Genomic DNA, 25,337 nt, shown 5'->3' on the forward strand with positions numbered 1-25,337 from the left:
TTATTTTTTTATAAAATCATTAGTTCACACTTTTGAGAATGCGTTTTAGTAAAATTTTTGCGCCTAAGGTAATACAATGAAAAATGAATAAGAAAGGTTATTTAAATGAAAGTGTGATATATAATGATTGAAAGTAATCACAGTGCATGTACATCAATTTTAATTGGGAAAAATGCTACTACAGATGGCAGCATTATCATTGGACGTAATGAAGATGATAAGCCAAACTGTGCTAAGCATTTAGCTTTTCATGAAGAAAAGGATATTCCTAATAATCACTTTAAGTCTAACTTGAATAAGTTTGAAATGGATTTACCAATTCATAGATATGCTTATTCTTCAACTCCAAACTGGAGTGACAAGAAGGGTGTTTATGAAGAATCTGGGATTAACCAATTTGGTGTAGCAATGAGTGCTACTGAAACTACCTATGCCAATGACCAAGTTCAATCTTTTGATCCATTCAAGAAGACCGGTATCATTGAAGAAGCAATGGTAACTTGTATCTTGCCTTATGTAAAGACAGCACGCGAAGCTATTGCTCGTTTTGCTAAGATTATTAAAGATCATACTGCAGGTGAATCAGATGGTATTTTGTTCGCTGACCCTAAAGAAGCTTGGTACTTCGAAATTGGTACTGCTCACTACTGGGTAGCACAACGTATTCCAGATGATTGCTATGCTGTAGCTGCTAATGAATTAGCCATTCAAGAAATTGACTTTAATGACTCTGATAACTTCATTACTGCTCCTGGTTTACAAAAATTTGTTGAAGAACATAATTTATGGCCAAATAATAAGCCATTTAATTGGCGTCGTATTTTTGGTACACATAACCTGTTGGATTTAACTTATAACACTGCTCGTGTTTGGACTGGCCAAAGAATCTTAAGTCCTTCTATTAAGCAAGAGCCAAGCAGCTTTGATATTCCATTTATTCAAAAAGCAGACCATCCAATTTCAATCACTGATGCCCAAAGAGTATTAAGAGACCACTATGATGGAACTAAATATGATGTAGCAAATCCTGTTAATAAAGATACAGCGGTATATCGTCCAATTAGTGTTGACTTTACTGAAGAGTCACACTTACTGCAACTGAAAGGTAAGGATTGGATTCACTGGTTATCATTAGGCATTACTTGTCAAAATGTATATGTTCCTTTCTACCCACAAGGTAGCGTAGTACCAAGCTTCTATAGACACGGCAAAGATAAGTATGCTTCAAACTCAGCTTATTGGATTTACAAGGAAGCACAAGTCTTAGCTGATCGTTCATGGAAAGACTATGGTTTGCAATTGTATCAGGCTAGAAATGCTACACAACAAAAATTAAGTCAAATGCGGGCAGAATATGATGTTAAAGTGGATAAGGAAAAAGATCCTGCAAAGAAGCTAGACTTAATTAATAAAGCAAACAAAGACTTAGCTCATACGGCAGTTAAAGACTACCAAGAATTAATTGGTAAGTTAATCACTAAGCAAATAAAGAAATCACCATTGCACTTTAGAAGAGACCCAGACTTATAATCTAGGATTGTAAATCATAAAAAAACGAGTAGAATAAGTTCTGAAGAAATAATTGAATGACAGAGAGCATTCGTTTTGGAGGAATTTAATATGGATACAATGGTTAAGCACAGACATACTCTAAGCAAAAATCAGAAGTGGGTTATTGCATCTACTTCATCAGGTTTTGCGCTTGAGAATATGGATGTGCTTTTTTTATCGTTTGCAATGAGTTCGATGATTGCTGATCTTCACTTGTCAGGTGGAGAGGCTGGCTTTATTTCAACGATTACTAATTTAGGAATGTTAGTTGGTGGAATCGCCTTTGGAATTTTAGGTGATAAGATTGGTCGAGTTAAAACATTTAGCCATACAGTAATTATTTTTGCAATTGCGACAGCTTTGATGGCATTTGCCAATAATATTTATCTTATCTATGCTCTTCGGTTTTTAGCAGGAATTGGAGCAGGTGGGGAATATGGTGTTGGAATTGCTTTAATTGCTGAGAACTTTCATAAAGAACAAATTGGTAAAATGACCTCAGTAGCAGCGATTGGTGGCCAAATTGGAGCAATTTTAGCGGCTTTAATTGCAGCTTGGATTATTCCAGTAGCAGGCTGGCATATGCTATTTTTAGTAGGAATTCTTCCAGTAATTTTAACCATCTTCATTAGAAAACATGTCCATGAAAGTGAGCAATTCATTAAGGCTCAAGCTAGTGAAAAGAATTCATTATTATCAGATGTGGCTAAAAAAATGTTTTCAACACCGCATCTTGCCTGGCAAACAGTGGGTCTAATGATTATGATGACAGTTCAAATTGCTGGATATTTTGGTTTAATGAACTGGCTTCCTACAATTGTGCAAAAACAATTGAATTTAAATGTTTCAAATTCTAGTCTTTGGATGATTTCTACTATTATTGGAATGAGCATTGGTATGATGACATTTGGCTCAATTTTTGACTACTTTGGCCCGAGAAGAGCCTTTGCAATTTTCTTAATTGGTTCAGCTTTAATGGTTTATACATTAAGTTTGGCCCAAAATATGACCATGCTCTTGATTATTGGAGCTGTAGTTGGCTTTTTCTCAAATGGGATGTTTGGTGGCTATGGCGCTGTAATCAGTAGATTATATCCAACAGAAATTCGGTCAAGTGCCAATAATATTATTGTTAATGTCGGCAGAGCAATCGGTGGATTTTCATCAGTAGTAATAGGTATTTTAATGGATAAATATAACTTAGGCGTAGTAATGGGCTTTTTATCAGCTTTATACTTACTTAGCTTTGTTGTGATGATTACTTTACCAGGCTTAAAAACTTTAACAAAAGAAGCTAAAAGAAACTAAATATAGCTTTTAACGATGGGAAACTAGTAAGAATAAATATTTTTCAATTGATAATTGTCCTTGTATACTGGAGAAAAGTAAGTGTGAGAGGAAATAATTATGAAGAAGAAAAAGATTTATCTTGCTAGTTTTTTTATTGCATTATTTTTATTTGTGTTAGCGGGATGTGGTCAAAAAGCTCAAAATATTCCTGCTAAAAGGGTTACTGTATCTTTAACCAATACTAAAACAATTCCCACATTTTTCTTTCATGGTTGGGGGTCAAGTGCAAATGCGGAGACCCAAATGGCGAATGCCGCAAAAAAGGCTGGTGTAAGTAATACAATTATTCAAGCAGATGTAAGTAAAAATGGCACTGTTAAACTTAAAGGCACGATCCCAAAAAATGCAAAAAATCCAATTATCAAAGTTAATCTAGAAGATAATCAGAGTGGAAAAACATCATATGTAAAAGATGTAATAACTGCAATCTCTAATAAATATCATTATGCAAAGATTAATTTAGTTGGTCATTCAATGGGAAATCTACAAATTGCTAACTACATTAATGAAAACTATGACAATAAAAAATTGCCTAAGATTAATAAAGTAGTTTCAATTGCAGGGCATTACGATGGCTATCTTGGTGAAGAAGCTGGCCAAAAGGCTAAGATCAAAAATAAGAAAACAGGTGAACCGGATATTTATAGTGATGGTTTTAAGCAATTATTACCTTTACGGAAACACTATCCGAGACAAATTGAGGTCTTAAATATCTATGGTAATAAAGAGGACGGTTCAAATTCTGACGGATCAGTTTCTGTAGCCTCAGCACAAAGTTATAAATATTTAATTAATGGCCGTGCCAAATCATACCGTGAAGTAGAAATTAAGGGTAAGAATGCACAACATAGCAAATTACACGAAAATAAAGAAGTTGATAAACTTTTAATTAATTTTTTATGGAAAGAATAATAAAAAGTTATTGACAATAGTCTCTGTGGATACTAATATAGTTAATTAATTAGTATCTACAGAGACTATTTTTGTGAGGTGAAGTATGGAATTAACTGCTACCGAAAAGTTGAATTTTGCAATTATCCGAGGTGGAAAAGCTTATGCAGAGTGGGATAGACAACATGGCATGCCAAGTTATCTAACCATTATTTTGTATGAACTATTAATGCGCCAAAGATTAACGCAAAAAGATCTGGTCAACTTAAGTGACTTACCAAAGCAATCTATTAATAAAGGAATTCACCGCTTACTAGAACAAGATTATCTAGAACTGACAATTGATCCAGAAGATAATCGGGTTAAGTATTGCCAGCTAACTGCTTCAGGGAAAAAATACGCTAAAAAGAAAATGACTCCTTTATTTGAAATTGAAAAGCAAATTGCACAAAAAATGGGCGCACAAAAGATGGAACAGTTAGTGGCTCTAAATGAAGAGTGGAGTGATACCTTTTGGGAGCTTTTAAGAAAGAAGGGAGAATAATAGATGCAAATTTTGAAGCCACACTTCAAAAATTATCGTAAAGAAATAATTTTAGCGATTATTACAATTCTAATTTCTGCTTTTGCAACCTTATGGCAGCCAAGATTATTAGAAAATATCCAAAAAGCAATTTTGGCGGATAACCAGAGTGTTGTCTTAAGAGATGGAATTGGATTAGTTGTACTCGGTTTATTAGCAATTATTGCTGGTATTTTTAACGTATATTATGCTGCAAAAATTGCCCAGGGAATAACCTCAGATTTACGTGAAGAAACTTATGCTAAGATTCAAAGTTTTTCTTTTGGAAATATTGAAAAATTCTCTAGTGGTTCATTAGTTGTTCGTTTAATTAATGATATGAACCAAGTTATGAATATGATGATGATCTTATTCATGCAATTACTCAGAATGCCAATTATTTTAATTGGATCATTTGTACTGAGTATTATTACAATTCCTCAGTATTGGTGGGCTCCTGTATTAATGCTAGCTTTAATGATGGGGGTTGGATACATTGTTATTCAAAATATGAATAAACTTTTTGCTAAATTCCAACACTATATGGATAAAATTTCTACTCGCGTTAAAGAAAATTTACAGGGTGTACGTGTAGTAAAATCTTTTAATCAGGGAGAAAATGAGATTAAGAGATTTAACGAAACTTCTGATGATTTAAACGAATTAAATATTAAGATTGGTTACTGGATTTCTACTATTATGCCAGCTTTCATGTTAATTGCTTATTTAGTAATTGCTTTGGTTGTCTTTTTAGTAGGACGCAGTGCTAATTTAACTCCAACTGATGTTGCAGTTGTATCACCATATGTTTCTTATATTTTAACTTTGCTCTTTGCAATTTTAATTGGTGGTTTTGTGATTATGAACTTCACTCGTGGAATGGTTTCTCTACGAAGAATTAAAGAAGTACTTGATACTGAACCAGATGTTAAGTTTGATCCTAATGCACCAACTGCACCAGAGAAGGGAAGTATTGAATTTGACGATGTTTCTTTCACTTATCCTGATGGAGATAAGCCAACTTTAAAGAATATTTCATTTAAGGTGAAACCAGGTGAAATGGTTGGTATTGTTGGAGCAACAGGATCTGGTAAAAGTACGCTGGCTCAACTTATTCCGCGTCTCTATGATCCGACTAAAGGAACAATAAAAATTGGTGGAAAAGACTTAAAGACAATTGGTGAAAAATCGCTGCGTAATACTGTTTCAATGGTTTTACAAAAAGCAATTTTATTCTCTGGAACAATTGCCTCTAACTTGCGTCAAGGAAAAGAAGATGCGACCGATTATGAATTAAAACGTGCTTCAGAAATTGCCCAAGCACAGGAATTTGTCGGTCAATACTCGGATCGATTTGACCATGAAGTAGAAGAAAGATCAGCTAACTTCTCTGGTGGTCAAAAGCAACGTTTATCAATTGCTCGTGGTGTTATTGGTCAACCACCGATTTTGATTTTAGATGACTCTACTTCAGCCTTAGATGCTAAGTCTGAAAAATTAGTTCAAGAAGCTTTAGAGCATGATTTAAAAGATACAACAACAGTAATTATTGCTGAAAAGATAGTATCAGTGATGAATGCAGACAAGATTTTAGTTTTAGATGATGGAAAATTGGTTGCTGAAGGAACTCATGAAGAATTACTGAAGACTTCCCCAATTTATCAAGATATTTATCGCACACAAAAAGCTAAAGAAAAGAGAGGTGAAATTGATGAGTAATACTAAAAAAGCATTAAAATACTTTGCCAAGTATTTAAAGAATTATTGGAAAGGCGTTACAATTGTTATCGTCTTATCTTTGATTTCGACTTTGAGTCAAGTGCTTGGTCCTCTTTTCCTAGGAAATGCTGTTCAAGAATTGACTAAGGCGGTTAATAAAGTAGCTAGCCGTACTCATGATTTAAGTAGCTTTTATCAGGCTTTAGGATCAATGGTGGGTGTATATGCAGCAGGAATTATCGCCTCCTTTATTGCATGGATGGTAATGTCAAAATTCACTGCAAATGCTACTAATGATATGAGAGAAAACTTATTTGCTAAGTTTCAAAGAATGTTAATTCGCTACTTTGATACTCATCAAGATGGAAAACTATTATCTCTATTTAATTCAGACTTAGATAATATTTTTAATGCCTTGAATAATGCAATTTTTGAAATTATTTCTCAAGGCGCATTATTAATCGGAACTATCATTATGATGTTTATCGTAAACCCAACTATGGCCCTATTTACGGTAGCAACAACGCCATTTATTTTGATTATTAGTTTAGTCATTATGAAGAAGGCGAGAATTTACTTAGATAAGCAACAGGATAAAATTAGTGATCTTAATGGTTATGTAAATGAACAGATCAATGGTGAAAAAGTAATTATTACTAACGGCTTACAAGAAGAATCTGTTCAAAACTTTAAAAAGTACAATAACGATGTTCGTAGCGCTATGTTCAAAGGTCAATTTTATTCTGGGATGCTCTTCCCCTTGCTACAAGGAATCTCTTTACTGAATTTAGCCATTGTAATTGGTGGAGGGGCATGGCTGATTGTTAGTGGCCAAGTCAGTCAAGCAATTGGTTTGGGATTAATTGTTGCCTTTGTTGAATATTCACAAACATATTTCCAACCACTAACCCAACTCACTTCAATTTATTCAATGACACAGCTTGCTTTAACTGGTGCTAGAAGATTGGCAACTGTTGAAGAACAAGATGAGGAGAATACGGTACCTGATGGAAAAGTTCTTAAAGGAATCAAAAAGGGCGTTAAATTAGAAAACGTTCATTTTGGCTATAACGCTGATAAAGAAATCTTGCACGGTGTTTCAATTGATGTCGATAAAGGTAAGTCAGTTGCTGTAGTTGGACCAACGGGTTCAGGTAAAACTACAATCATGAACCTAATTAATCGCTTCTACGATGTAAATAGTGGGAAAGTAACTTTTGATGGCGTTGATGTGCGTGATATTACTCTTGAATCTTTAAGAAATAATGTTGGTATTGTTTTACAGGATTCGGTTCTATTTACTGGAACCGTTGAAGATAATATTAAATATGGTAAACCAGATGCGAGCCGAGATGAGGTGATTGCGGCCGCAAAAGAAGCTAATATTCATGACTTCATTACGACCCTACCTGATGGTTATGATACGCAAGTTTCAGAAGAGAATTCCGTCTTTTCTACTGGTCAAAAGCAATTAATTTCAATTGCTCGAACAATCTTAACTGACCCAGAATTTTTGATTTTGGATGAGGCTACTTCTAATGTAGACACTGTTACTGAGGCTAAGATTCAAAAAGCTATGGATGCGGTTATTGCAGGTAGAACTAGTTTTGTTATTGCTCACCGTTTGAAGACTATCTTAAATTCAGATAAAATAGTAGTGTTGAAAGATGGAAATGTCATTGAAGAAGGAAATCACGATGAATTAATTAAGAAGCGTGGTTTTTACTATGGCTTGTATACTAATCAAATGGCATTTGAATAATAAATTAGAGGGACGCTTTCCCTCTAATTTTAGTTAGGGGGAAAGTTTAAAAAGTGAAGAGAAAGCTACGATTCTTTTCTTTATTTGTTGTCTTATTTAGCGTTTTTTTACTTTCGGCATGTCAAAAAAATACTCGTAACGTCTACCAAGAAGTTAAAAAAAGTGATGAAATTACTTGGGGTGTTAAGGCGGATACCCGTTTATTTGGTTTAATGAGTATTAAAACCGGAAAAATTGAAGGTTTTGAAGTTGATTTAGCAAATGCTTTAACTAAGGAAATACTAGGAAAAAATGCTAAGGCAAACTTTGTACAAACTACTGCAAAAACAAAAATTCCACTTTTGAAAAATGGAAATATTGATGCAGTTTTAGCGGCAATGACGATTACGCCAGAACGCAAAAAGCAAATTGATTTTAGCGATCCATATTTTTATGCTGGACAATCACTTCTTGTAAAAGATGATTCAACAATCAAGAGCATTAAAGATATGAATGGTAAAACTGCATTAGCTGTAAAAGGTACAACAGCAGTTGCCAATGTTAAAAAATTTGCACCTAAGGCTAAAGTATTAGAATTTGATGATTATGGTCAAGCATTTACTGCGCTTAAAGCCGGTCAAGGTCAAGCCATGACTACTGATAATGGTTTGCTTGCCGGAATTGCAACAGAAAACAAGGTCTATAAACTTGTAGGGGGCACCTATACTAAGGAACCCTATGGAATTGCTGTCAATAAAGGACAAACACAAATGAAAAATGCAATTAATCGTGCACTAGTAAAATTAAAAAAAGATGGGACGTATGATGCCTTGGTAAAGAAGTGGTTTAGCGGTATTCCGGGCTTTAATATTAAAGAGGCCGAAGGTGAAAAGTAAAATTTTTACTTGCCTTTTTTGAAAAAATATTATTAAATGTAATCAACATTTAAATTTAAAAAGCGATAAAAAGAAAAGTAGGTAATCTATTTCTTTTAGTGAGTTAACGGTAGTGGAAAAGTTAGCAGACCCTGGATTATTGAAAGACACTTTTATAATGCTGCTGGCCGAAATCTTTTAAGAGAGTAAGTTTAGCCGTAAGCGGTACGTTATCTAGCCGCTGGAGCATGGTTGTGCTCTAGTCAAGTTGGTCTTTAATTAGACAATTTAGGTGGTACCGCGGAAAAAAGCCTTTCGTCCTGAGTAATTTAGGAGCGAAGGGCTTTTTTTCTTTGCTCCAATCAGGAAATAAAGGGGTATGCAACAGATATAACTACAGAAGTTAATTTTAAGAAGTTTTAGAGTAGAATGGAAAAGTGAGTAAAAAAGAGAGGGGAAGCACAATGGCTGCAATTATTGATTTTAAGCATGTAAATAAGTACTATGGTAAGTTCCATGCTTTAAAGGATATTAATTTGAGTATTGAAGAGGGTCAAGTTGTTTCAATTATCGGCCCGTCTGGTTCTGGTAAGAGTACTTTGATTCGTACAATGAATGGATTAGAGCGAATTAATTCTGGTACTTTGATGGTTACTGGCTATGATTTGGCAGATAAGCATACGGATTTAAATAAAATTCGTAAAAATGTGGGAATGGTTTTCCAACATTTTAACTTATACGACAACCACACTGTGCTTGAAAATATAACTTTAGCTCCTAAGATTGTTTTGCATAGACCAGATAAGGAAAATAATGATATTGCCATGGATCTTCTAAAAAAAGTTGGTCTTGAAGAAAAGGCAAATATGTATCCAAGACAATTGTCTGGTGGACAAAAGCAACGTGTTGCAATTGCTCGTTCATTAGCTATGAGACCAAAGGCAATTTTGTTTGATGAACCAACTAGTGCTCTTGATCCAGAAATGATTCAAGATGTGTTAGATGTTATGAAATACGTAGCAGATCAAGGAATTACAATGGTTGTTGTAACTCACGAAATGGGATTTGCTCGTGAAGTTGGGGACAGATTAATTTTCTTTGATCAAGGTAGAATTTTAGAGGATGAAAAACCAGAAGAATTCTTTGCACATCCTAAGACTGAACGTGCACGTCAATTTTTAAGTAAGGTTATTACTGAAAAGCTAGGTGGCTAAAATGAAAAAATCAACTAAGATTTTTATTTTGCCTCTGGTACTAGCTTTATTAGTTACTTTGACCGGCTGTGCCAAGAAGCAGAAATCAAGTAATGTTTATGATCAGGTTAAAGAGAGTAAGACAATTACTTGGGGAGTTAAGGCTGATACTCGTTTATTTGGTTTAATGAGTATTAAAACTGGAAAAATCGAAGGCTTTGAAGTTGATTTAGCAAAGGCCTTAACTAAGCAAATGTTGGGCAAAGACGCAAAAGCTGAATTTGTACAAACAACTCCCAAAACAAGAATACCGTTATTAAAAAATGGAAATATTGATGCAATTTTAGCAACAATGACTATTACGCCTGATCGAAAAAAACAAGTAACTTTTAGTGAACCATATTTTACTGCTGGACAATCACTACTTGTAAAAGATGATTCTTCAATCAAAAATGTTAGAGACTTGAATGGTAAAACTGCCTTAGCTGTTAAAGGAACAACAGCAGTTGATAATGTTAAGAAGTTTGCGCCTAAAGCAAAAGTTTTGGAATATGATGATTATGGTCAAGCATTTACTGCATTAAAAGCTGGTCAAGGACAAGCAATGACTACCGATAACGGATTACTTGCCGGTATTGCTAGTGAAAATAAAGGTTATAAATTAGTAGGGGGAACTTACACAAGTGAACCTTACGGTATTGCGGTAGAAAAAGGTCAAACTGATTTTGCTGATCATATTAATAAGGCACTAAATGAATTAAAGAAAAATGGAACGTATCATCGTCTATTAGTTAAATGGTTTGACGGTATTCCAGGATTTAATATTAAGGAGGTTGAAAATTCGTGATAGGAATTTTAACAAATCATTGGTCTGAATTCTTATCAGGCTTTTGGAACACAATTTTATGTAGTGTAATTGCCCTATTCTTTAGTTTGATCCTTGGGGTAGGTTTTGCTTTGTTAGAAGTTGCACCAAATAAGTTTGGTAGAGCAGTAGCACATGTCTACATTGAAATTTTCCGTAACATTCCTTTGTTAGTTATTACAATGATCTTTTATCTGGTTGTACCTCAAATTTGGTTCAAGGTATCTGGATTTGCAGCAGGTACAATTGGATTAACATTATATACTTCAGCATTTATTGCAGAAACAGTTAGAGCGGGAATTAACTCAGTTGGTGATGGTCAAATGGAAGGTGCCCGCTCAAATGGGATGACTTATACGCAAGCTATGCGGTATGTTATCTTGCCACAAGCTTTAAAGATTGTCATTCCGCCATTAGGTAACCAGTTCATTAACTTAATTAAGAACTCATCTGTTTTAGCCTTTGTAGCAGGTTTTGATTTGATGTATCAAGCAGACGTAATTGCATTCTCATCATTTGAAACAATCAATACTTATGTTGTTGTAGGGTTATTTTACTTAGTATTGACCCTACCATTAAGTTACTACATGCGTCACTTAGAAAAGAAATTAGCCTAGGAAGGAGAAAAAGATGGAAAACTTTATTCATGCATATTCTTGGATTAACATTCGCTTTCTCTTACAAGGTTTGTGGGTGACCATATATGTATCTTTGATCTCAATTGCTTTAAGTTTTGTATTGGGATTAGTATTTGGTTTTATCCGTTATGTGAAAATTAAATATCTTTCAGCAATTGTTGGATTTGTAATTGATATTATTAGAAATCTGCCACTATTGTTGATTATCTTCTTTACGTATTTTGGATTACCAGAATTAGGGATTATTACCAATCCAACGGTTGCTTCTATTATTGCCTTGGTAGTATTTGAAGGGGCAATGCTAGCTGAAATTGTGAGAAGTGGGATCGCTGCTGTTGATCCCGGTCAAATGGAAGGTGCCCGCTCAAACGGTATGACATATATGCAGGCAATGTATCATGTAATCATTCCGCAAGCGCTCAATAAGATGATTCCATCCCTTTTATCACAATTTGTTTCATTAGTTAAGGATACGTCTTTAGCAACAATTATTGTTTTGCCGGAATTATTATTCCATGCACAAATTATTTATAGTCAAAATACTACTTACTTGATTCCAATGTATGTAATTATTGCGATTATGTACTTCATTGTTTGTTTCTCACTTTCAATGGTCGCTAAGCATTTACAAAGTAAGTATTAAAAAATAAACCACATGAAAAAATTCATGTGGTTTTTATTATGCCGTTTGAGTAGCAATAATTGTATATTTAACCGAATTGGTAAAAAAATGAACTGGTTTGGTATTTTTTGTATTTTTATTTTAAAGAAAGGAATAAAATACAGGTATAAATATATAAGAAAAAATAAAATGTGAGGAAATTAATTATGAAAAATTGGGGTTTAACAGCCATGTACATTGTCGTAATGTTACTAGGCTTCTTTGAATTGTATCGTACCTTCAGATTTTATAAGTGGGATAAAAAGGCAAAACAACTTGCAACTGCACCTTATGTAATATACTTTGGAACCTTCATTAGTGCAGTATTGATTATCGTACCAGTCATGTTCTTGTTAGGGGATACGAATCCTTATATTCCACACTTTTTATATGTTATTCTAGGAATTATTTTAATTATCGTATCACTTTTAATGTACTGGCGTGGACATCAAATGGCTAAAAAGTTGGGCAAGGATGATAGTAATTTAGCCGTTTGGCAAATTTATTTAATTAGTACGGTAATTCTATTTAGTGGATTTGTAAATTTCTTTAAGTAAATTATCTAGTAAAAAGAGCAACTACACATGAAAATATATGTGAAGTTGCTCTTTATTTACTATATTTTAATTGCTAAAGCTTCATATGGCTTTAACTCAAGTGTTGAAGGAAGAGTAACAATCTCTTCATCATAATTTTGAATTAAAATTTCACCGTCACGATCTATATATTCCGTAGGAATTTCAACCTTTGTTTCTTTGCCATAGAAGTTAGCAAAGACTAATAATTTTTCGTCAGAGTTATCTAAGTAGCGTTCATATGCCATAACCTGGGGATGATCCATCAAAAGAGGCTTAATGTGACCAGCTGAAATTAATTCTTCGCTTTTTCTAAGTTTAATTAATTTTTGGTAGAAATTAAATATTTCTCCTTCACGTAATTCCTTTTCACCATTCACCTTGTCTTGGTCAGTTGGCATCAGCCAAGGCTTACTTTCACTAAAACCAGCATATTTAGAATTATCCCAATGCATTGGGACTCTTGAATTATCACGAGCTTTTGATTGAACGATTTCAAAAGCTTCTTTTTTATTCATCCCTTTAGCAATGAGGGCATCATATGCATTTAGTGCTTCAATATCAACATAATCTTTCATCGAAGTATAGTGTGGATCCATCATACCGATTTCTTCACCCATGTAGATATAGGGTGTTCCACGCAGTAGGTGAAGAGCGAGAGCTAACATTTCAGCAGATTTGTCATGATATTTACCGGTATCGCCAAACCGATTTAAAGCCCAAGGCTGGTCATGATTGTTCCAAAATAGAGCTTGCCAACCGCCACCTTGGTCAATTTTGCTGTTCCAAGTAAGCATAATGTCTTTTAATTTTTTGAAGTCAAAAGACATCTTTGACCACTTTTCTCCATTTTTGTAGTCAACTTTGAGATGGTGGAAAGTAAATACCATTGAGAGTTCATGATCTTGTGGGCGAGTATAAGCAATTGAATTTTCAATTGTAGTAGAGGACATTTCTCCAACAGTGACAGACTCTGGATCTTGACCAAAGGACTTAGCGTTTAATTCTTTTAGATATTGCTGCACTACTGGAGTATCAGTATAGAGTGATTTTTCTTGGACTGGATCAGTTGAATCAACTAGGACAGTATCTTTTCCTGTTACATTAATTACGTCAAAGCGGAAACCGTGAACACCCTTACTGCGCCAAAAGTTTATTACATCAATTAAGGCAGCGCGAACCTCTGGATTGTGCCAGTCAAGATCTGCTTGAGTTGGATCATAAAGATGGAGGTAGTAATAATCTGTGTCACCAAATTTTGACCAGGCAGGGCCACCAAATTTAGATTGCCAATTGTTAGGCAACTTTCCATCTTTACCTTTTCTGAGATAGAAGAATTTTTGATATTTTTTATCACCAGCAAGAGCCTTTTTGAACCATTCATGTTCAGTAGAACAGTGGTTTAAGACCATATCAAGCATGACATTAACATTTATATCTTTTAGTTTAGCCACTAATTCTTCAAAGTCGGCCATAGTTCCAAAGCGAGGATCAATTTTTTTATAATCAGCGATATCATAGCCGTTATCATTTTGCGGGGAAACAAAAAATGGATTAAACCAAATAAAGTCTACATTTAGCTTCTTAATATAGTCAATTTTTTGGATAATTCCGCGTAAATCACCGATACCGTCATTATTTGAGTCATAAAAAGATTTTGGATAAATTTGGTAAATTACTTTATTGCCTAAATTATTCATTGATATAGTACCTTTCTAAAACTTAATCTTTTTTCTACGAGCAAAATCAACAAATTTGAACTTATCGGGTCTATGATAAGACAAAGTTAATTGAAATTTAGTTGTATTAGCTAAGTAATTACGGCTTGCAACTAAAACTGCAAGATCATTGTCGAGTTGAAGTAAGTCTTGAATTCTTTTATCAACTTTGCAGACAGAAATTTCTTTTGTTGCGTATGAAATATCTAATTTTTGTTTATTTTCTAAATAGTCATAGATAGAAGTCTCAGCAGCTTCCTGTGGAAGAGAATTAACTGGAGGGGAGAGTAAATAGTCACAATCCAATACATCTGCCTGCCCATCTATTAAACGTAATCGTTCAAGATGAAAACCGATGCTATTTTCTTCTTCAGGAAAATACTTTATAAATTGCGCTGGTAATTTATCTTCTTTTTGTAGAAGTAATACTTTTGTCTCAGCTTTTAATCCTAATTGGTTATTCAATTCCGCAAAACTAGTAATTCCGGAAATTGGAAAAGTATAACGATCTAAATTCAATACAATTGAACCTTTTCCTCTAATTTTTTGGATCAGTCCTAGGTCAGTTAAGCTGTTAAGAGCTTTTCGAATTGTCTCACGAGAAGCGCCATATAAATCCATTAATTGATGTTCACTTGGGAGATAGTCGCCAGGCTTATATTGTTGATGTTTGATTTTATCAACTAAGTCTTGAGCAATTACTCCAAATTTAGATTGAGCCATAAAAAACCCTCCTTTGTCTTTAATTATATACACTTGATTAGACAAGTAAAGAAAAACATTTTTAATTATAAAATATTGATTTAAAAGAAAAGTAAGCTTTTTCATAAAAATATATTGACAACTTGTACAGACAAGTATAATATTAAAATCAAGATAAATGAAAGCGGATACTTTCAAAGGGGAGAATGAAATTATGGTACAAGATACTACTAATTTATTAGCTCCAGCAACTGGAGCGGTTATTGCTTTAGCTAAAACTTCTGATCCAATCTTTTCTCAGGGAACAATGGGGGATGGGTTTGGATTAACTCCAACCATTGGAAAGGTTGTAGCACCTGTTTCAGGGAAAATCAGTATGGTTGCTGACACTAAACATGCTGTTGGTATCGTAACTGAAGAAGGACTAGAAGTGTTAGTTCATATGGGTGTGGACACCGTTGGCTTAAAGGGAGCTCCATTTACCATTAAGATTGAAAATGGTCAGGAAGTTAAGGCTGGCCAAGAAATTGCTGAAATGAACTTAGATGAAATTAAAGCCAAAGGATTAGATACAACAATTATGGTTTTAATTACTAATTCAGCAGATAAGCTTTCAGGACTAGATGTAACTGAAGGTGAAGCAAAAGCTGGTGAAGTAGTAGCAACTGCATACTTGAAAGAAGCAGGAGCTGAGGATACTTCAAGCAAAAAGTTATCTTATCCAGAATTAGCTACCTTTATTATTAAAAATGTTGGAGGTAAGGATAATGTTAATAATGTGATTCACTGTATTACACGTTTGCGTTTTTACTTAAAGGATGAAAGTAAAGCAAATGATGAAGCTTTGAAAAATCAGCGTGGAATTTTAGATGTAATGCATGCTTCGGGTCAATATCAAGTGGTAATCGGTAATGAGGTTACTAATGTTTTTGATAAAGTAGTTAAACAATTAGGACCTTTAGATAGTGAAGCAGCACCAGCTCCAGAAGATGATGGTAAAAATCCAGTTTCAAGAGCTTTTGGTAATTTAATTGGTTTTATTACTGGTTCAATGAGTCCAATTATTGGAGTAATTGCTGCAGCTGGTATTATTAAGGGTATCTTAGCCCTTCTAACTCTTCCTCAATTAGGAAGTTTGCTTAGTGTAAAGAGTACAGCTTATATTACAACGAGTGCAATCGCCGATTCTGCATTCTTCTTCCTACCAATTTTAGTAGGATATTGTGCAGCTAAAAGATTGAACTCTGATCCGATCATTGCCGCAGTTATTGGTGGAGTGCTTGTTTATCCGCAATTAGTTGATTGGGGTAAAGCTTTCAAGACCATGTTTGAAATTGGCGGAATTAAGTTTGAGTTCTTGAACTATACTTACTCAATTTTCCCAATGATTTTAGCTGCATGGCTTGCTAAAAAATGTGAAGACTGGCTTAAAAAGTGGCTACCATCATACTTACAAATGATTTTTATTCCATTAATTACTGTTTTAGTTGTATCAGCTTTAACTTTGATGGTAACCGGTCCAATTATTCAAGGTGTTGCTAACGGTATTGCTGTCTTCATTAACTGGTTAGTTCATGCATCTGGCTGGGTTGGCGGATTCATTATTGGTGGTTTCTACCAAGTATTGGTTATCTTTGGTCTTCACTGGGGTGTTGTGCCACTTGTTGCTCAACAAATTGCTGGAACTGGTGAAAGTGCATTAAACGCAATTATTTGTTCATCAATGATTGCCCAAGGTGCTGCAGTATTAGCTGTTGCTATTAAGTCTAAGAAAGAAGACTTAAAGGAATTAGGTTTTGCTTCAACAATTTCTGCAATGTGCGGTGTAACAGAACCAGCCGTTTATGGTATTAGTTTAAGATATAAGAAAGTATTTATTTCTGGATGTATCGGTTCTGCCTTTGGTGGATTAGTTACTGGCTTAATGCACGGAACAATGTATGGCTTTACTGGTGGTTTGATTGGATTCTCATCATTCTTCAATCCAAAACATCCAACTGATTTATCTAGTTTCTACACATTCTTAATTGCTAGTGCTGTAACTATTGTAGTTTCATTTATTGTAACTTGGGTATGGGGCTACAATGACAAGATGGTACAAGGTGCTAAGGTAGCAAAAAAGAAGAGACCAGGTAGTAAGTAATATAATAGAAAAAATTATGGCCATTATTTGATCTTAGAACGGGCAATTAGTAGATTTGATAACCAAATTAAGTTGATAAAATTGATAAAACAGCGTTGATAATTCAGCGCTGTTTTTTTGAATTCAATAGTTGAAAATATTAAATCTTATTAATATAATTAATAATAATTTAATTGTGTCGTAGATTGGGGGAAAGGCTATGATCTTTGAAAAGCTTTTTTCTAAAGAAAATAAAAAAGATGAGATTGTTAGGGTAAAAATAAGTGACGAAGAATTCAACGAATTGAAAATAAAATTAAGTAGCGGGGATGTAACAGTTGAACAAGGAGAACGTTTTGCAGTTAACTTTATAGGTAAACGGCACTACTTACCTATTGTTCAATTGGAAAATGGAAAGTTACAGCTTAAGCAGAGAATTAATTTAATTGATAATGGTGAAGCGCATCTTAAAGTCTTTGTACCAGCAGATGTAACTTTAGATAGGCTTGATGTTCAAACTAATAGTGGTGATATTGAAATTGTTGATACCAAAGTGGAAAAAGCATATCTTAAATCGACTGAGGGAAGAGTTAGAGTAAGACGTGTTGCAATTGCTGAAGCCCTTCTTGAATCAACAGATGGTAATGTGACCGTGAGAAACAGTGATTTAGCTGATGGGAAGCTGGCTACATATGACGGAGAAATTAAAGTATCTGGATCTACTTTATCTAAAATTTCATTGAATGTTACCGATGGAGACATGAATTTAACTGACGTAACTATTGATGGTGGAAGTGCAAACTTAAAGGCTGGTAATTTCACCTTAGATCATGCTGTCTTTAAGAGCGATTATGAGATTAATAATATTGAAGGGCATAATACTGTCTGGAGTGCAAATTTAAAGTACGCCCGTGTCAGGACAGCTAATGGACTAAATAATATTTCATTTGATCCGCAACCATCTGGAGTGATCTTAACAATGACAACAGTAGATGGAGATAATGTGGTGGAATAGGAGAAGAATGGTGAAAAGAGAGAAATCTAAGCAGAAAAATTTAGGAATTTATAGTAGCTTGAAATCAGTTATTATTAATACAGTCTCATTCTTTGTAATGAGTTCTATAGTAGTGGGAATTTCTAATTGGAGTGAATCTCAAAGCTTAATACTGAAAACGTCAGAATATCTTGGATTAATAGGTGGAAGTCTGATTGGTGGAATTATAATGAGTTTCTTTTTTGGTGAAAAATAACCCCGTGGAAAACCACGAGGTTATTTTTATTTGACTGTACTTAAAACTGAACGAATCTTCGTAGTAAGCATATCGATAGCAACATCATTTTCTCCACCTTCTGGAACAATGATATCAGCATAACGCTTAGTTGGTTCAATGAATTGATTATACATGGGCTTAACCGTTGCTAAGTATTGATTAATTACTGATTCTACAGAACGTCCACGTTCTTGTGTATCACGCTCTAATCTTCTGATAAAACGAATATCATCATCAGTATCTACAAAGACTTTAATACTCATTAAATCACGTAAATTTTCTTCGCCTAAAACTAGGATACCCTCTAAGATAATAATATCGGCTGGTTCAGTGTGAATTGTCTTTTCACTTCTTGTATGAGCGGTAAAGTCATAAACTGGCATTTCAACTGCCTTATAGTCCATTAATTGACGTAATTGTTCAACAAGAAGTGGCATGTCAAAGGCATCAGGATGGTCGTAGTTGATTTTTTTACGGTCTGCCATTGATAAGTTGTCGTTGTTCTTGTAGTAAGAATCTTGCGTCATAATTAAGATATGGTCGTCTTGTTGTAATTGGTCATAAATTTCATGGGCGATGGTTGTTTTACCACTACCAGAACCACCAGCAATTCCAATGATAATAGGGCGTTTACTTTGCACAATAAAATCTCCTTTTTTAAACTATTACAATAATACCTTAAAATTATGCCCTATGATAGCTTTCTGAGCAATAATCTTGACAAATATGTTTTTTATAGTGAAATATTTTGGAACTAGTTAAAAATAAATATCTTGTTCACTATTAATATTTATAAAATTAATTCTCTTTCAAAAAAATATATATTTACTAGTAGTACGTTATAGAAAAAGAATACTAAATCAGTAATCAAATTGACCAATTTGGTATTTTTTGATTTTTTAGATAGTAAAAGATGGTAATATTTAAGACATAAAAATGTTATTAATTGTTTTAGAGGAGAGAATAACAATGAAAGAAATTAAAAAAGAAAATATTGTTAAGAAAGTTATTTTAACTGAAGAGGAAATGAGTGAAGTTACTGGTGGAGCTAGAGTAAATGCCTTTGCTGGTGGTGGAAAAATTAGTAAAAATATATTTTACTGGACGCGTAATATTTGGAAATAAAAATGTTATTAGTATATGTTCTTTTAATGCTTGCTTCTGGAATAACTGACTTATGGATATTCTTTAGAATTTCTCAAGTTGCAGCTAGCAAAAAAATATTTTGAGTCTAGGTGCAGTGGTACTATTACTTCCCATTTTATGTGTGGGAGTTATCGAACTAGCTACTTTTTTAGAAATTTTATTTTTTGTATTTTATTTTAGAAAAAGTAAAGAAAAGGATGTGGCTATTGGATCAATTCTAATTGTGGGAGTTGTAGATTCCATCGTAGATATATTAGCCAGTATCTTAGCGGAGCTTTTGTTCATTGAGGATGCAATTTATCTCAATTTATTAGTCCAAATTATCGTTTTAATTTTTACTGTCTTTATAATTGAAATATTTCATAAATATTTTTACTCAGATTTAATAAGTGAGAATCACAAGGTGTTTATTGGACTTCTGTTCTACTTGTATGTCTCCACCACTTTAACAATAATTTTTTACAGGCAAACTAGAAAGGTTACATCGTTAAGCATATTTTTTACAATTTTTGTATTAATACAAGTAGTCTTTGCAGTAGCCACTTACGGGGAACTAATAAATATTCAAAAACATCTTTTGAAAAAGTCCCAACAAGACAAACTAATAAAAGAGCAAAAACAACTTCAAGAATACACGCGATACTTAGAAGAGAGCGAAGATGAACTGCGTGCTTTTCGCCATGATTATCGAAATATGTTTAATTCATTAAAAATCAGTGCACAAGAGGGAGATACGAAGGAACTAATTCAAAAACTAGACGAATATACTAAGACTAATTTAAATGCCAAATCATTTGAAAAGTATAGAGATGTTAATCATATTAAAATAAAATCTTTGAAAAGCATTATTATTGCTAAGTTAACAGAAATGTATGGATCAAAAATCCCATATAATTTCGAATGTAGAGATGATATTACTAAAATCCCTAACAATATTAATGGATTGGATTTAGTTAGAATTATTGGCATCAGTTGTGATAATGCAATTGAAGAAAGTAAAGCATTATTGAAGCAGAATAAAAAAGCTCATATTGAAATTATGATTAGTTCAAATGAGGATGGCGAATTTGAATATGAAATTCAGAATAAAAGAAGAGATTCAGAAATTTCACTTAAACAAATCCAGCAACGTGGTTATTCAACGAAGAAAAGTCATTCTGGCATGGGTTTAGCCAATATCAATAGTATTAAGAATAAATATGAAAATATGACAATCTCTTATGAAGTGCCGAAGGGATACTTTGATTTCTATCTCGTAATTGAACCAGAGGAGCTAATTAACAGTTAATGAAAATATAGAAATTTATAGAAGAAATAGAAAAACAGCTTATTTAGAAAGTTAAACATGGAAAATAAGCTTTAATTTAATATTTACTTGTTTTGCTTTCCTTCCTTAGATAAACTTATGTTTGTATTTAAGGAGGTGAAGAAATGATTAAAACACAAGTAGTTAAGCTAAAAGTTAATAAAACAATGCAAAAGCATCTTGATAATTTGTGCGACTATCGTAGGTATTGCTGGAACAAAGGATTAGAAACTTGGCAATTAATGTATGAAGCTCATACATTAAATAGAAAAGATAATCCTAGCCCTAATGAACGCAGGGTCCGTGATGAATTAGTAGCTAAGAAAGAAGATTGGCAGTATGAATTATCTGCACGTTGTCTTCAATTAGTGGTTAAAGATTTGGCTAATGCTTGGAAGAACTTCTTTGATAAGGCTCAATCTGATTGGGGTAAGCCTAGTTTCAAATCAAAGAAAGCCCCTAGACAAAGCTTTAAAACTGATCGAGCTAAGATTGTTAATGGCAAGCTTCGACTTGATAAACCTAGAAGTGTCTCAAAAGAAGATTGGTTTGATTTGTCTAGTTATGGGGCCTTAAAGATGAGTGAAGTTAAAGTAGTAAGTATCTTCAAAGAAAAAAACGCTTATTATGCGGCTCTTCCCTATGAAGAAAAGATTGAATATAAATCTAAAACTCATCAAAAGACAGCAGTTGATGTCAATGTCGGTCACTTTAATTACACAGATGGACAAATCAATGTTTTGCCTGTTAAACTGCAAAAACTATATAAACGTATCAAGCATTATCAAAGGATGCTAGTCCGTAAAAGAGAAATTAATGGGAAATCAGCTATTAAATCAAATAATTACTCTGCAGTGAGAACCAAACTGCAAAGAGATTATCGCAAGGTAGCTAATATTCAAAATGATCTTTTACAGAAGTTTACTACTAAGCTTGTAGATAATTACGACCAAATCGTAATTGAAGACTTAGCAGTCAAAGACATGATGATGACGCACGTAGCTTCAAAAGGTATGCAGAGGTCTTTATTTAGTAAGTTTAGACAGATATTAACTTATAAGTGTGATTGGTATGGCAAAGAATTAATCTTAGCTGATAAAACATATCCATCAACACAAAGATGCGCTAAATGCGGATACGTCAAAACGGGTGATGAAAAAATTACTTTGCAAGGCAATCAAAAGCATGGCACCAAACATAATGAGTATATCTGTTATAAGTGTGATTACAGTAATGATCGAGATGAAAATGCAGTTTTAAACCTTTTAGCTTTAGCAAGATAAAAAAATAAAAACAAAGGGGCTGGCTAGGCCCTAAAGCTGTGAGAGCTAGTCAATGTGATTACTCCTAAATGGAATATCAGAATACTAATGAAGACAACAGTAAATAAAACAAAGAAAGGGAAAATATATCTTTCTGATATGTAGAAAATACATATTCTTCTACATATTTCCATGTTTTATATAGCAGTGAAAAAACATTGAAATATCCAGTAATTATTTGTGATGACGATAAAACACTAGCAAATAATTTAGTAAATAATGTGAAATACGCAGCTCAGAATTTAGTTGAAGACAATACAGCTTATGAAAATGTGGAGATTAGTGTAGAGCAAGTTGCCACTACCTTTGAGCAAGTCGTAAGTTATGTAGTGGCTAAGGATATTCAAAATGCAATTTACTTCTTAGATATTGAATTAAGTCAAAATTCTGAAGCTAAGAATGGAGTAGATTTAGCAGAATTCATCAAAAAACAAGATCCGAATGCTCAGATTATTTTTGTTACTGCTTATGATAAGTACGCCCCCTTAACTTATCGAAGACGAATTGGTGCAATTGACTATATTAATAAAGCACTAGACCAAAATGATATGATGAAGCGTCTAGAAGAAACAATTACTGGGGCGATTCAAAGTATTAACAATCTTACAAAGTCTGGAAGAAAAGAGCTTGTTTATAAAGTAGGCCGCAGGATAAATAAGGTAGAAGATACTAATATCTATTATCTTGAAAATAGCCCTACACAGCATAAAGTCACTCTAATAACTGAAACTGGTTCAGCTGAATTTAGAAGCAATATTTCAAAAATTAGTGATGAAAATGACTTTCTTGTTAAAATATCTCAATCTTGCGTAGTTAATCCAAATAATATTGATAGCATTGATTTTTCGAAAAAGACCATAACATTTCCTAATGGGGATGAAGTAATATTTGCTCGTAGCTTCAAAAAACATGTCAAGAATTTACTAAATAAATATCCGGAAATTAACGTTAAATAAAAGGTAAGACTTATGTTATTCAAATATAAATCTGTTTATGTACCTCAAGTAGATGAGATGGATTGCGGAGTTGCTTGTCTAGCAATGATCTTAAAGCAGTATCAATCTCGTGTGTCTTTAGCACATTTGCGTCACGAAGCTCGCACAAATCTTGAAGGCACAACTACGCTGGGACTAGTTAAAACAGCACAGAAATTTAATTTTAAAACTGAAGCCGTAAAAGCTGATATGTCTCTTTTTAATGAGGATACTATTCAATACCCTTTTATCGTGCATGTTCTTAAGCAAGGAGAATTACTTCATTATTACGTAGTTCTTAAAAATACTAAGAATTACTTAGTAATTGCCGATCCTGATCCATCAGTTGGCATAATAAAGATGCCTAAAGATAAATTTGCTCAAGAATGGACTGGTATTGCGCTTTTTATGGTTCCGAATGAAGATTTTGAACCAATTAAAGAAAAGAAAAATAACCTATGGTCTCTCTTTCCATATATGTTTAAGCAAAAGCGGCTGATGATTAATATCATTTTAGCCGCTTTATTAATGACAATAATTAGTATTTGTAGTTCATACTTTGTGCAAGGAATAATCGATACTTATATTCCCGATGGAACTTATCAGACTCTTTCAATTTTAGCTGTTGGACTATTAATTGCTTATATTTTTAATTCAATCTTTTCTTATGGACAGAATTTTTTATTAAATGTTCTAGGTCAAAGATTAAGTATTGATTTAAACCTCCAATATATAAGGCATATTTTTGAATTGCCAATGGAATTCTTTGTGACTAGAAGAACTGGTGAAATAACCTCACGTTTCTCTGATGCAAGTAGAATTATTGATGCTCTAGCAAGTACTGTTATTTCACTTTTCTTAGACTTAGCGATTGTAATTGTAATGGGACTAGTGTTAGCTGCTCAAAATATGACCTTATTTGGAATCACATTATTAGCTTTACCAGTATATGCTGTAGTAATTCTGGGATTTACTAAGAAATTTGAAAAGTTAAATGATGAACAAATGGAGAGCAATGCAGTACTAAGTTCTTCAGTCATCGAAGATATTCAAGGTATTGAAACTATCAAAGCTCTCAATAGTGAAGATACAAGATATCGTAGAATCGATAGCCAATTTGTAAATTATTTAAAGAAGTCATTTAAATATAGTAAGGCTGAGAGTTTGCAGACGGCGTTAAAGACATTTATTCAACTATCTCTTAATGTAATTATTTTATGGGTTGGCGCACGAGTAGTGATGCAAGGACAGATGAGTATCGGTCAATTAATGACTTTTAATGCGTTACTATCTTATTTCATTGACCCACTTCAAAATATTATTAACTTACAACCTCGTCTTCAATCAGCTAGTGTTGCACAAAATAGATTGAACGAGGTTTATCAGGTGCAAAGTGAATTTAATGCAGATACTTCTATCCAGAACTCAGCTGCTTTAGAAGGAATGATTGAATACAAGCATGTTGATTATCGATATGGTTATGGGACGGATGTTTTAAAAAACATTAATCTAAAAATTAAGCCAGATGAAAAATTAGCAATTGTTGGCATGAGTGGATCAGGAAAATCGACAATGGTTAAGTTACTCGTTGATTTCTTTTCACCAAGTAAGGGAGAAGTAACTTTAAATGGTCATGCAACTAGTGAAGTTAATAAACATACCTTACGCTCATATGTTAACTATGTTCCTCAAACGCCATATATCTTTTCTGGAACAGTTAAGAAGAATTTATTACTCGGCTGCAGACCGGATATTAGCGAAGAAGATGTAATTAAAGCCTGTCAGATTGCTGGAATTGATCAGGAGATAGCTAGTTTGCCACTACAATTCGAGACAAAGTTAGATGAGAATGCCAAGATTTTATCCGGTGGACAAAAGCAGAGATTAACTATTGCTAGAGCATTACTCTCGCCAGCAAAAGTTTTTATCTTTGATGAAGTAACAAGTGGTTTAGATACAATTACAGAAAAAAGAGTAGTTGACAATCTTATGAAACTAAAAGACAAGACAATCATTTTTATTGCACACCGTCTAGCCATTGCAGAACGTGCAGATAAGGTGGTTGTAATTGACCAGGGGCAGATTGTTGAAGAAGGAAGTCATGAAGAGCTTATGGAGCAACATGGTTTTTATTATGACTTAGTAAAGGGATAGG

23 protein-coding genes and 1 other annotated feature are annotated in these 25,337 nt (G+C 33.5%); of the genes, 20 read left to right on the top strand and 3 right to left on the bottom strand.

All coding sequences use genetic code 11. The features are described 5' to 3' along the window. Positions 1–123: 123 nt before the first annotated feature. The 12 genes from GTO82_RS02890 to GTO82_RS02945 all read left to right on the top strand — a co-directional run bounded on the left by GTO82_RS02890 (position 124) and on the right by GTO82_RS02945 (position 12,603). Positions 124–1,530, top strand: a complete 1,407-nt coding sequence (locus GTO82_RS02890) for a C69 family dipeptidase (RefSeq protein WP_180873673.1) — start codon at positions 124–126, stop codon at positions 1,528–1,530. Between the two features lie 90 nt (positions 1,531–1,620). Further along, the gene (locus GTO82_RS02895) at positions 1,621–2,859 is read left to right on the top strand and encodes an MFS transporter (protein ID WP_180873674.1); all 1,239 of its coding nucleotides are present in this window, start codon (positions 1,621–1,623) and stop codon (positions 2,857–2,859) included. A gap of 99 nt (positions 2,860–2,958) precedes the next feature. Continuing rightward, a complete protein-coding gene (locus tag GTO82_RS02900) occupies positions 2,959–3,813 on the top strand; it encodes an alpha/beta hydrolase (protein ID WP_155692689.1) in 855 nt (284 codons plus the stop codon). A gap of 85 nt (positions 3,814–3,898) precedes the next feature. After that, entirely contained in the window at positions 3,899–4,336 is a 438-nt protein-coding gene (locus tag GTO82_RS02905) for a MarR family winged helix-turn-helix transcriptional regulator (protein WP_014567232.1), read from the top strand. Between the two features lie 3 nt (positions 4,337–4,339). Further along, positions 4,340–6,073: an ABC transporter ATP-binding protein gene (locus GTO82_RS02910; RefSeq protein WP_180873675.1), complete on the top strand. Its 1,734-nt coding sequence runs from the start codon at positions 4,340–4,342 to the stop codon at positions 6,071–6,073. Next, positions 6,066–7,835, top strand: a complete 1,770-nt coding sequence (locus GTO82_RS02915) for an ABC transporter ATP-binding protein (RefSeq protein ID WP_135014731.1) — start codon at positions 6,066–6,068, stop codon at positions 7,833–7,835. Before GTO82_RS02910 ends, GTO82_RS02915 begins: the two co-directional genes overlap by 8 nt. A gap of 53 nt (positions 7,836–7,888) precedes the next feature. Next, positions 7,889–8,710, top strand: a complete 822-nt coding sequence (locus GTO82_RS02920) for a transporter substrate-binding domain-containing protein (RefSeq protein ID WP_180873676.1) — start codon at positions 7,889–7,891, stop codon at positions 8,708–8,710. Positions 8,711–8,766: 56 nt separating this feature from the next. After that, positions 8,767–9,015, top strand: a binding site (T-box leader). Positions 9,016–9,153: 138 nt separating this feature from the next. Then, positions 9,154–9,903, top strand: coding sequence for an amino acid ABC transporter ATP-binding protein (locus tag GTO82_RS02925; protein WP_004896903.1), 750 nt, complete (start codon positions 9,154–9,156; stop codon positions 9,901–9,903). Position 9,904: 1 nt separating this feature from the next. Beyond that, entirely contained in the window at positions 9,905–10,729 is an 825-nt protein-coding gene (locus GTO82_RS02930) for a transporter substrate-binding domain-containing protein (RefSeq protein ID WP_004896904.1), read from the top strand. Continuing rightward, on the top strand, positions 10,726–11,364 hold the full coding sequence (locus tag GTO82_RS02935) for an amino acid ABC transporter permease (RefSeq protein ID WP_004896905.1): 639 nt from the start codon (positions 10,726–10,728) through the stop codon (positions 11,362–11,364). The genes GTO82_RS02930 and GTO82_RS02935 overlap by 4 nt, the downstream gene beginning before the upstream one ends. A gap of 13 nt (positions 11,365–11,377) precedes the next feature. Beyond that, entirely contained in the window at positions 11,378–12,028 is a 651-nt protein-coding gene (locus GTO82_RS02940; RefSeq protein ID WP_014567237.1) for an amino acid ABC transporter permease, read from the top strand. A gap of 185 nt (positions 12,029–12,213) precedes the next feature. Further along, entirely contained in the window at positions 12,214–12,603 is a 390-nt protein-coding gene (locus GTO82_RS02945; RefSeq protein ID WP_014567238.1) for a hypothetical protein, read from the top strand. 59 nt (positions 12,604–12,662) lie between these two features. Here GTO82_RS02945 and treC read toward each other — a convergent pair whose 3' ends face one another. After that, positions 12,663–14,321: an alpha,alpha-phosphotrehalase gene (gene treC, locus GTO82_RS02950; RefSeq protein ID WP_011161701.1), complete on the bottom strand. Its 1,659-nt coding sequence runs from the start codon at positions 14,319–14,321 to the stop codon at positions 12,663–12,665. 15 nt (positions 14,322–14,336) lie between these two features. After that, on the bottom strand, positions 14,337–15,062 hold the full coding sequence (gene treR, locus GTO82_RS02955; RefSeq protein ID WP_180873677.1) for a trehalose operon repressor: 726 nt from the start codon (positions 15,060–15,062) through the stop codon (positions 14,337–14,339). 193 nt (positions 15,063–15,255) lie between these two features. Here treR and GTO82_RS02960 point away from each other — a divergent pair, with 193 nt between their 5' ends. From GTO82_RS02960 to GTO82_RS02970, 3 genes are all read left to right on the top strand, one after another. Continuing rightward, positions 15,256–17,184, top strand: coding sequence for a glucose PTS transporter subunit IIA (locus GTO82_RS02960; protein WP_011161703.1), 1,929 nt, complete (start codon positions 15,256–15,258; stop codon positions 17,182–17,184). A 199-nt stretch (positions 17,185–17,383) separates the two neighbouring features. Beyond that, positions 17,384–18,178 carry a DUF4097 family beta strand repeat-containing protein gene (locus GTO82_RS02965; protein WP_180873678.1) on the top strand — a complete coding sequence of 265 codons (795 nt, stop codon included), beginning with the start codon at positions 17,384–17,386 and terminating at the stop codon, positions 18,176–18,178. Between the two features lie 7 nt (positions 18,179–18,185). Further along, the gene (locus GTO82_RS02970; protein ID WP_004896914.1) at positions 18,186–18,413 is read left to right on the top strand and encodes a hypothetical protein; all 228 of its coding nucleotides are present in this window, start codon (positions 18,186–18,188) and stop codon (positions 18,411–18,413) included. A 26-nt stretch (positions 18,414–18,439) separates the two neighbouring features. Here the strand turns inward: GTO82_RS02970 and udk are convergent, their stop codons facing one another. After that, positions 18,440–19,075 carry a uridine kinase gene (udk, locus tag GTO82_RS02975; protein ID WP_004895448.1) on the bottom strand — a complete coding sequence of 212 codons (636 nt, stop codon included), beginning with the start codon at positions 19,073–19,075 and terminating at the stop codon, positions 18,440–18,442. A gap of 328 nt (positions 19,076–19,403) precedes the next feature. On the opposite strand from udk, the gene GTO82_RS02980 reads away from it, so the two are divergent. The 5 genes from GTO82_RS02980 to GTO82_RS03000 all read left to right on the top strand — a co-directional run bounded on the left by GTO82_RS02980 (position 19,404) and on the right by GTO82_RS03000 (position 25,336). Then, positions 19,404–19,559, top strand: coding sequence for a lactacin F inducer peptide precursor (locus tag GTO82_RS02980; protein WP_127835551.1), 156 nt, complete (start codon positions 19,404–19,406; stop codon positions 19,557–19,559). Between the two features lie 100 nt (positions 19,560–19,659). Further along, positions 19,660–20,868 carry a sensor histidine kinase gene (locus tag GTO82_RS02985; RefSeq protein WP_260983179.1) on the top strand — a complete coding sequence of 403 codons (1,209 nt, stop codon included), beginning with the start codon at positions 19,660–19,662 and terminating at the stop codon, positions 20,866–20,868. Positions 20,869–21,011: 143 nt separating this feature from the next. After that, positions 21,012–22,169 carry an RNA-guided endonuclease InsQ/TnpB family protein gene (locus tag GTO82_RS02990; RefSeq protein WP_127835553.1) on the top strand — a complete coding sequence of 386 codons (1,158 nt, stop codon included), beginning with the start codon at positions 21,012–21,014 and terminating at the stop codon, positions 22,167–22,169. Between the two features lie 197 nt (positions 22,170–22,366). Then, positions 22,367–23,164, top strand: coding sequence for a LytR/AlgR family response regulator transcription factor (locus GTO82_RS02995; protein ID WP_180873679.1), 798 nt, complete (start codon positions 22,367–22,369; stop codon positions 23,162–23,164). Positions 23,165–23,176: 12 nt separating this feature from the next. After that, positions 23,177–25,336 carry a peptide cleavage/export ABC transporter gene (locus tag GTO82_RS03000; protein ID WP_180873680.1) on the top strand — a complete coding sequence of 720 codons (2,160 nt, stop codon included), beginning with the start codon at positions 23,177–23,179 and terminating at the stop codon, positions 25,334–25,336. Position 25,337 lies beyond the last annotated feature (1 nt).

The organism is Lactobacillus johnsonii (genome assembly GCF_013487865.1).
GTDB lineage: Bacteria > Bacillota > Bacilli > Lactobacillales > Lactobacillaceae > Lactobacillus > Lactobacillus johnsonii_A.

Bases quoted from the DNA above. Each gene is read 5' to 3' on its own strand.
- GTO82_RS02890 (WP_180873673.1), top strand. From the start codon at position 124: ATGATTGAAAGTAATCACAGTGCATGTACATCAATTTTAATTGGGAAA.
- GTO82_RS02895 (WP_180873674.1), top strand. From the start codon at position 1,621: ATGGATACAATGGTTAAGCACAGACATACTCTAAGCAAAAATCAGAAG.
- GTO82_RS02900 (WP_155692689.1), top strand. From the start codon at position 2,959: ATGAAGAAGAAAAAGATTTATCTTGCTAGTTTTTTTATTGCATTATTT.
- GTO82_RS02905 (WP_014567232.1), top strand. From the start codon at position 3,899: ATGGAATTAACTGCTACCGAAAAGTTGAATTTTGCAATTATCCGAGGT.
- GTO82_RS02910 (WP_180873675.1), top strand. From the start codon at position 4,340: ATGCAAATTTTGAAGCCACACTTCAAAAATTATCGTAAAGAAATAATT.
- GTO82_RS02915 (WP_135014731.1), top strand. From the start codon at position 6,066: ATGAGTAATACTAAAAAAGCATTAAAATACTTTGCCAAGTATTTAAAG.
- GTO82_RS02925 (WP_004896903.1), top strand. From the start codon at position 9,154: ATGGCTGCAATTATTGATTTTAAGCATGTAAATAAGTACTATGGTAAG.
- GTO82_RS02930 (WP_004896904.1), top strand. From the start codon at position 9,905: ATGAAAAAATCAACTAAGATTTTTATTTTGCCTCTGGTACTAGCTTTA.
- GTO82_RS02940 (WP_014567237.1), top strand. From the start codon at position 11,378: ATGGAAAACTTTATTCATGCATATTCTTGGATTAACATTCGCTTTCTC.
- GTO82_RS02945 (WP_014567238.1), top strand. From the start codon at position 12,214: ATGAAAAATTGGGGTTTAACAGCCATGTACATTGTCGTAATGTTACTA.
- treC (WP_011161701.1), bottom strand. From the start codon at position 14,321: ATGAATAATTTAGGCAATAAAGTAATTTACCAAATTTATCCAAAATCT.
- treR (WP_180873677.1), bottom strand. From the start codon at position 15,062: ATGGCTCAATCTAAATTTGGAGTAATTGCTCAAGACTTAGTTGATAAA.
- GTO82_RS02960 (WP_011161703.1), top strand. From the start codon at position 15,256: ATGGTACAAGATACTACTAATTTATTAGCTCCAGCAACTGGAGCGGTT.
- GTO82_RS02965 (WP_180873678.1), top strand. From the start codon at position 17,384: ATGATCTTTGAAAAGCTTTTTTCTAAAGAAAATAAAAAAGATGAGATT.
- GTO82_RS02970 (WP_004896914.1), top strand. From the start codon at position 18,186: ATGGTGAAAAGAGAGAAATCTAAGCAGAAAAATTTAGGAATTTATAGT.
- GTO82_RS02980 (WP_127835551.1), top strand. From the start codon at position 19,404: ATGAAAGAAATTAAAAAAGAAAATATTGTTAAGAAAGTTATTTTAACT.
- GTO82_RS02990 (WP_127835553.1), top strand. From the start codon at position 21,012: ATGATTAAAACACAAGTAGTTAAGCTAAAAGTTAATAAAACAATGCAA.
- GTO82_RS03000 (WP_180873680.1), top strand. From the start codon at position 23,177: ATGTTATTCAAATATAAATCTGTTTATGTACCTCAAGTAGATGAGATG.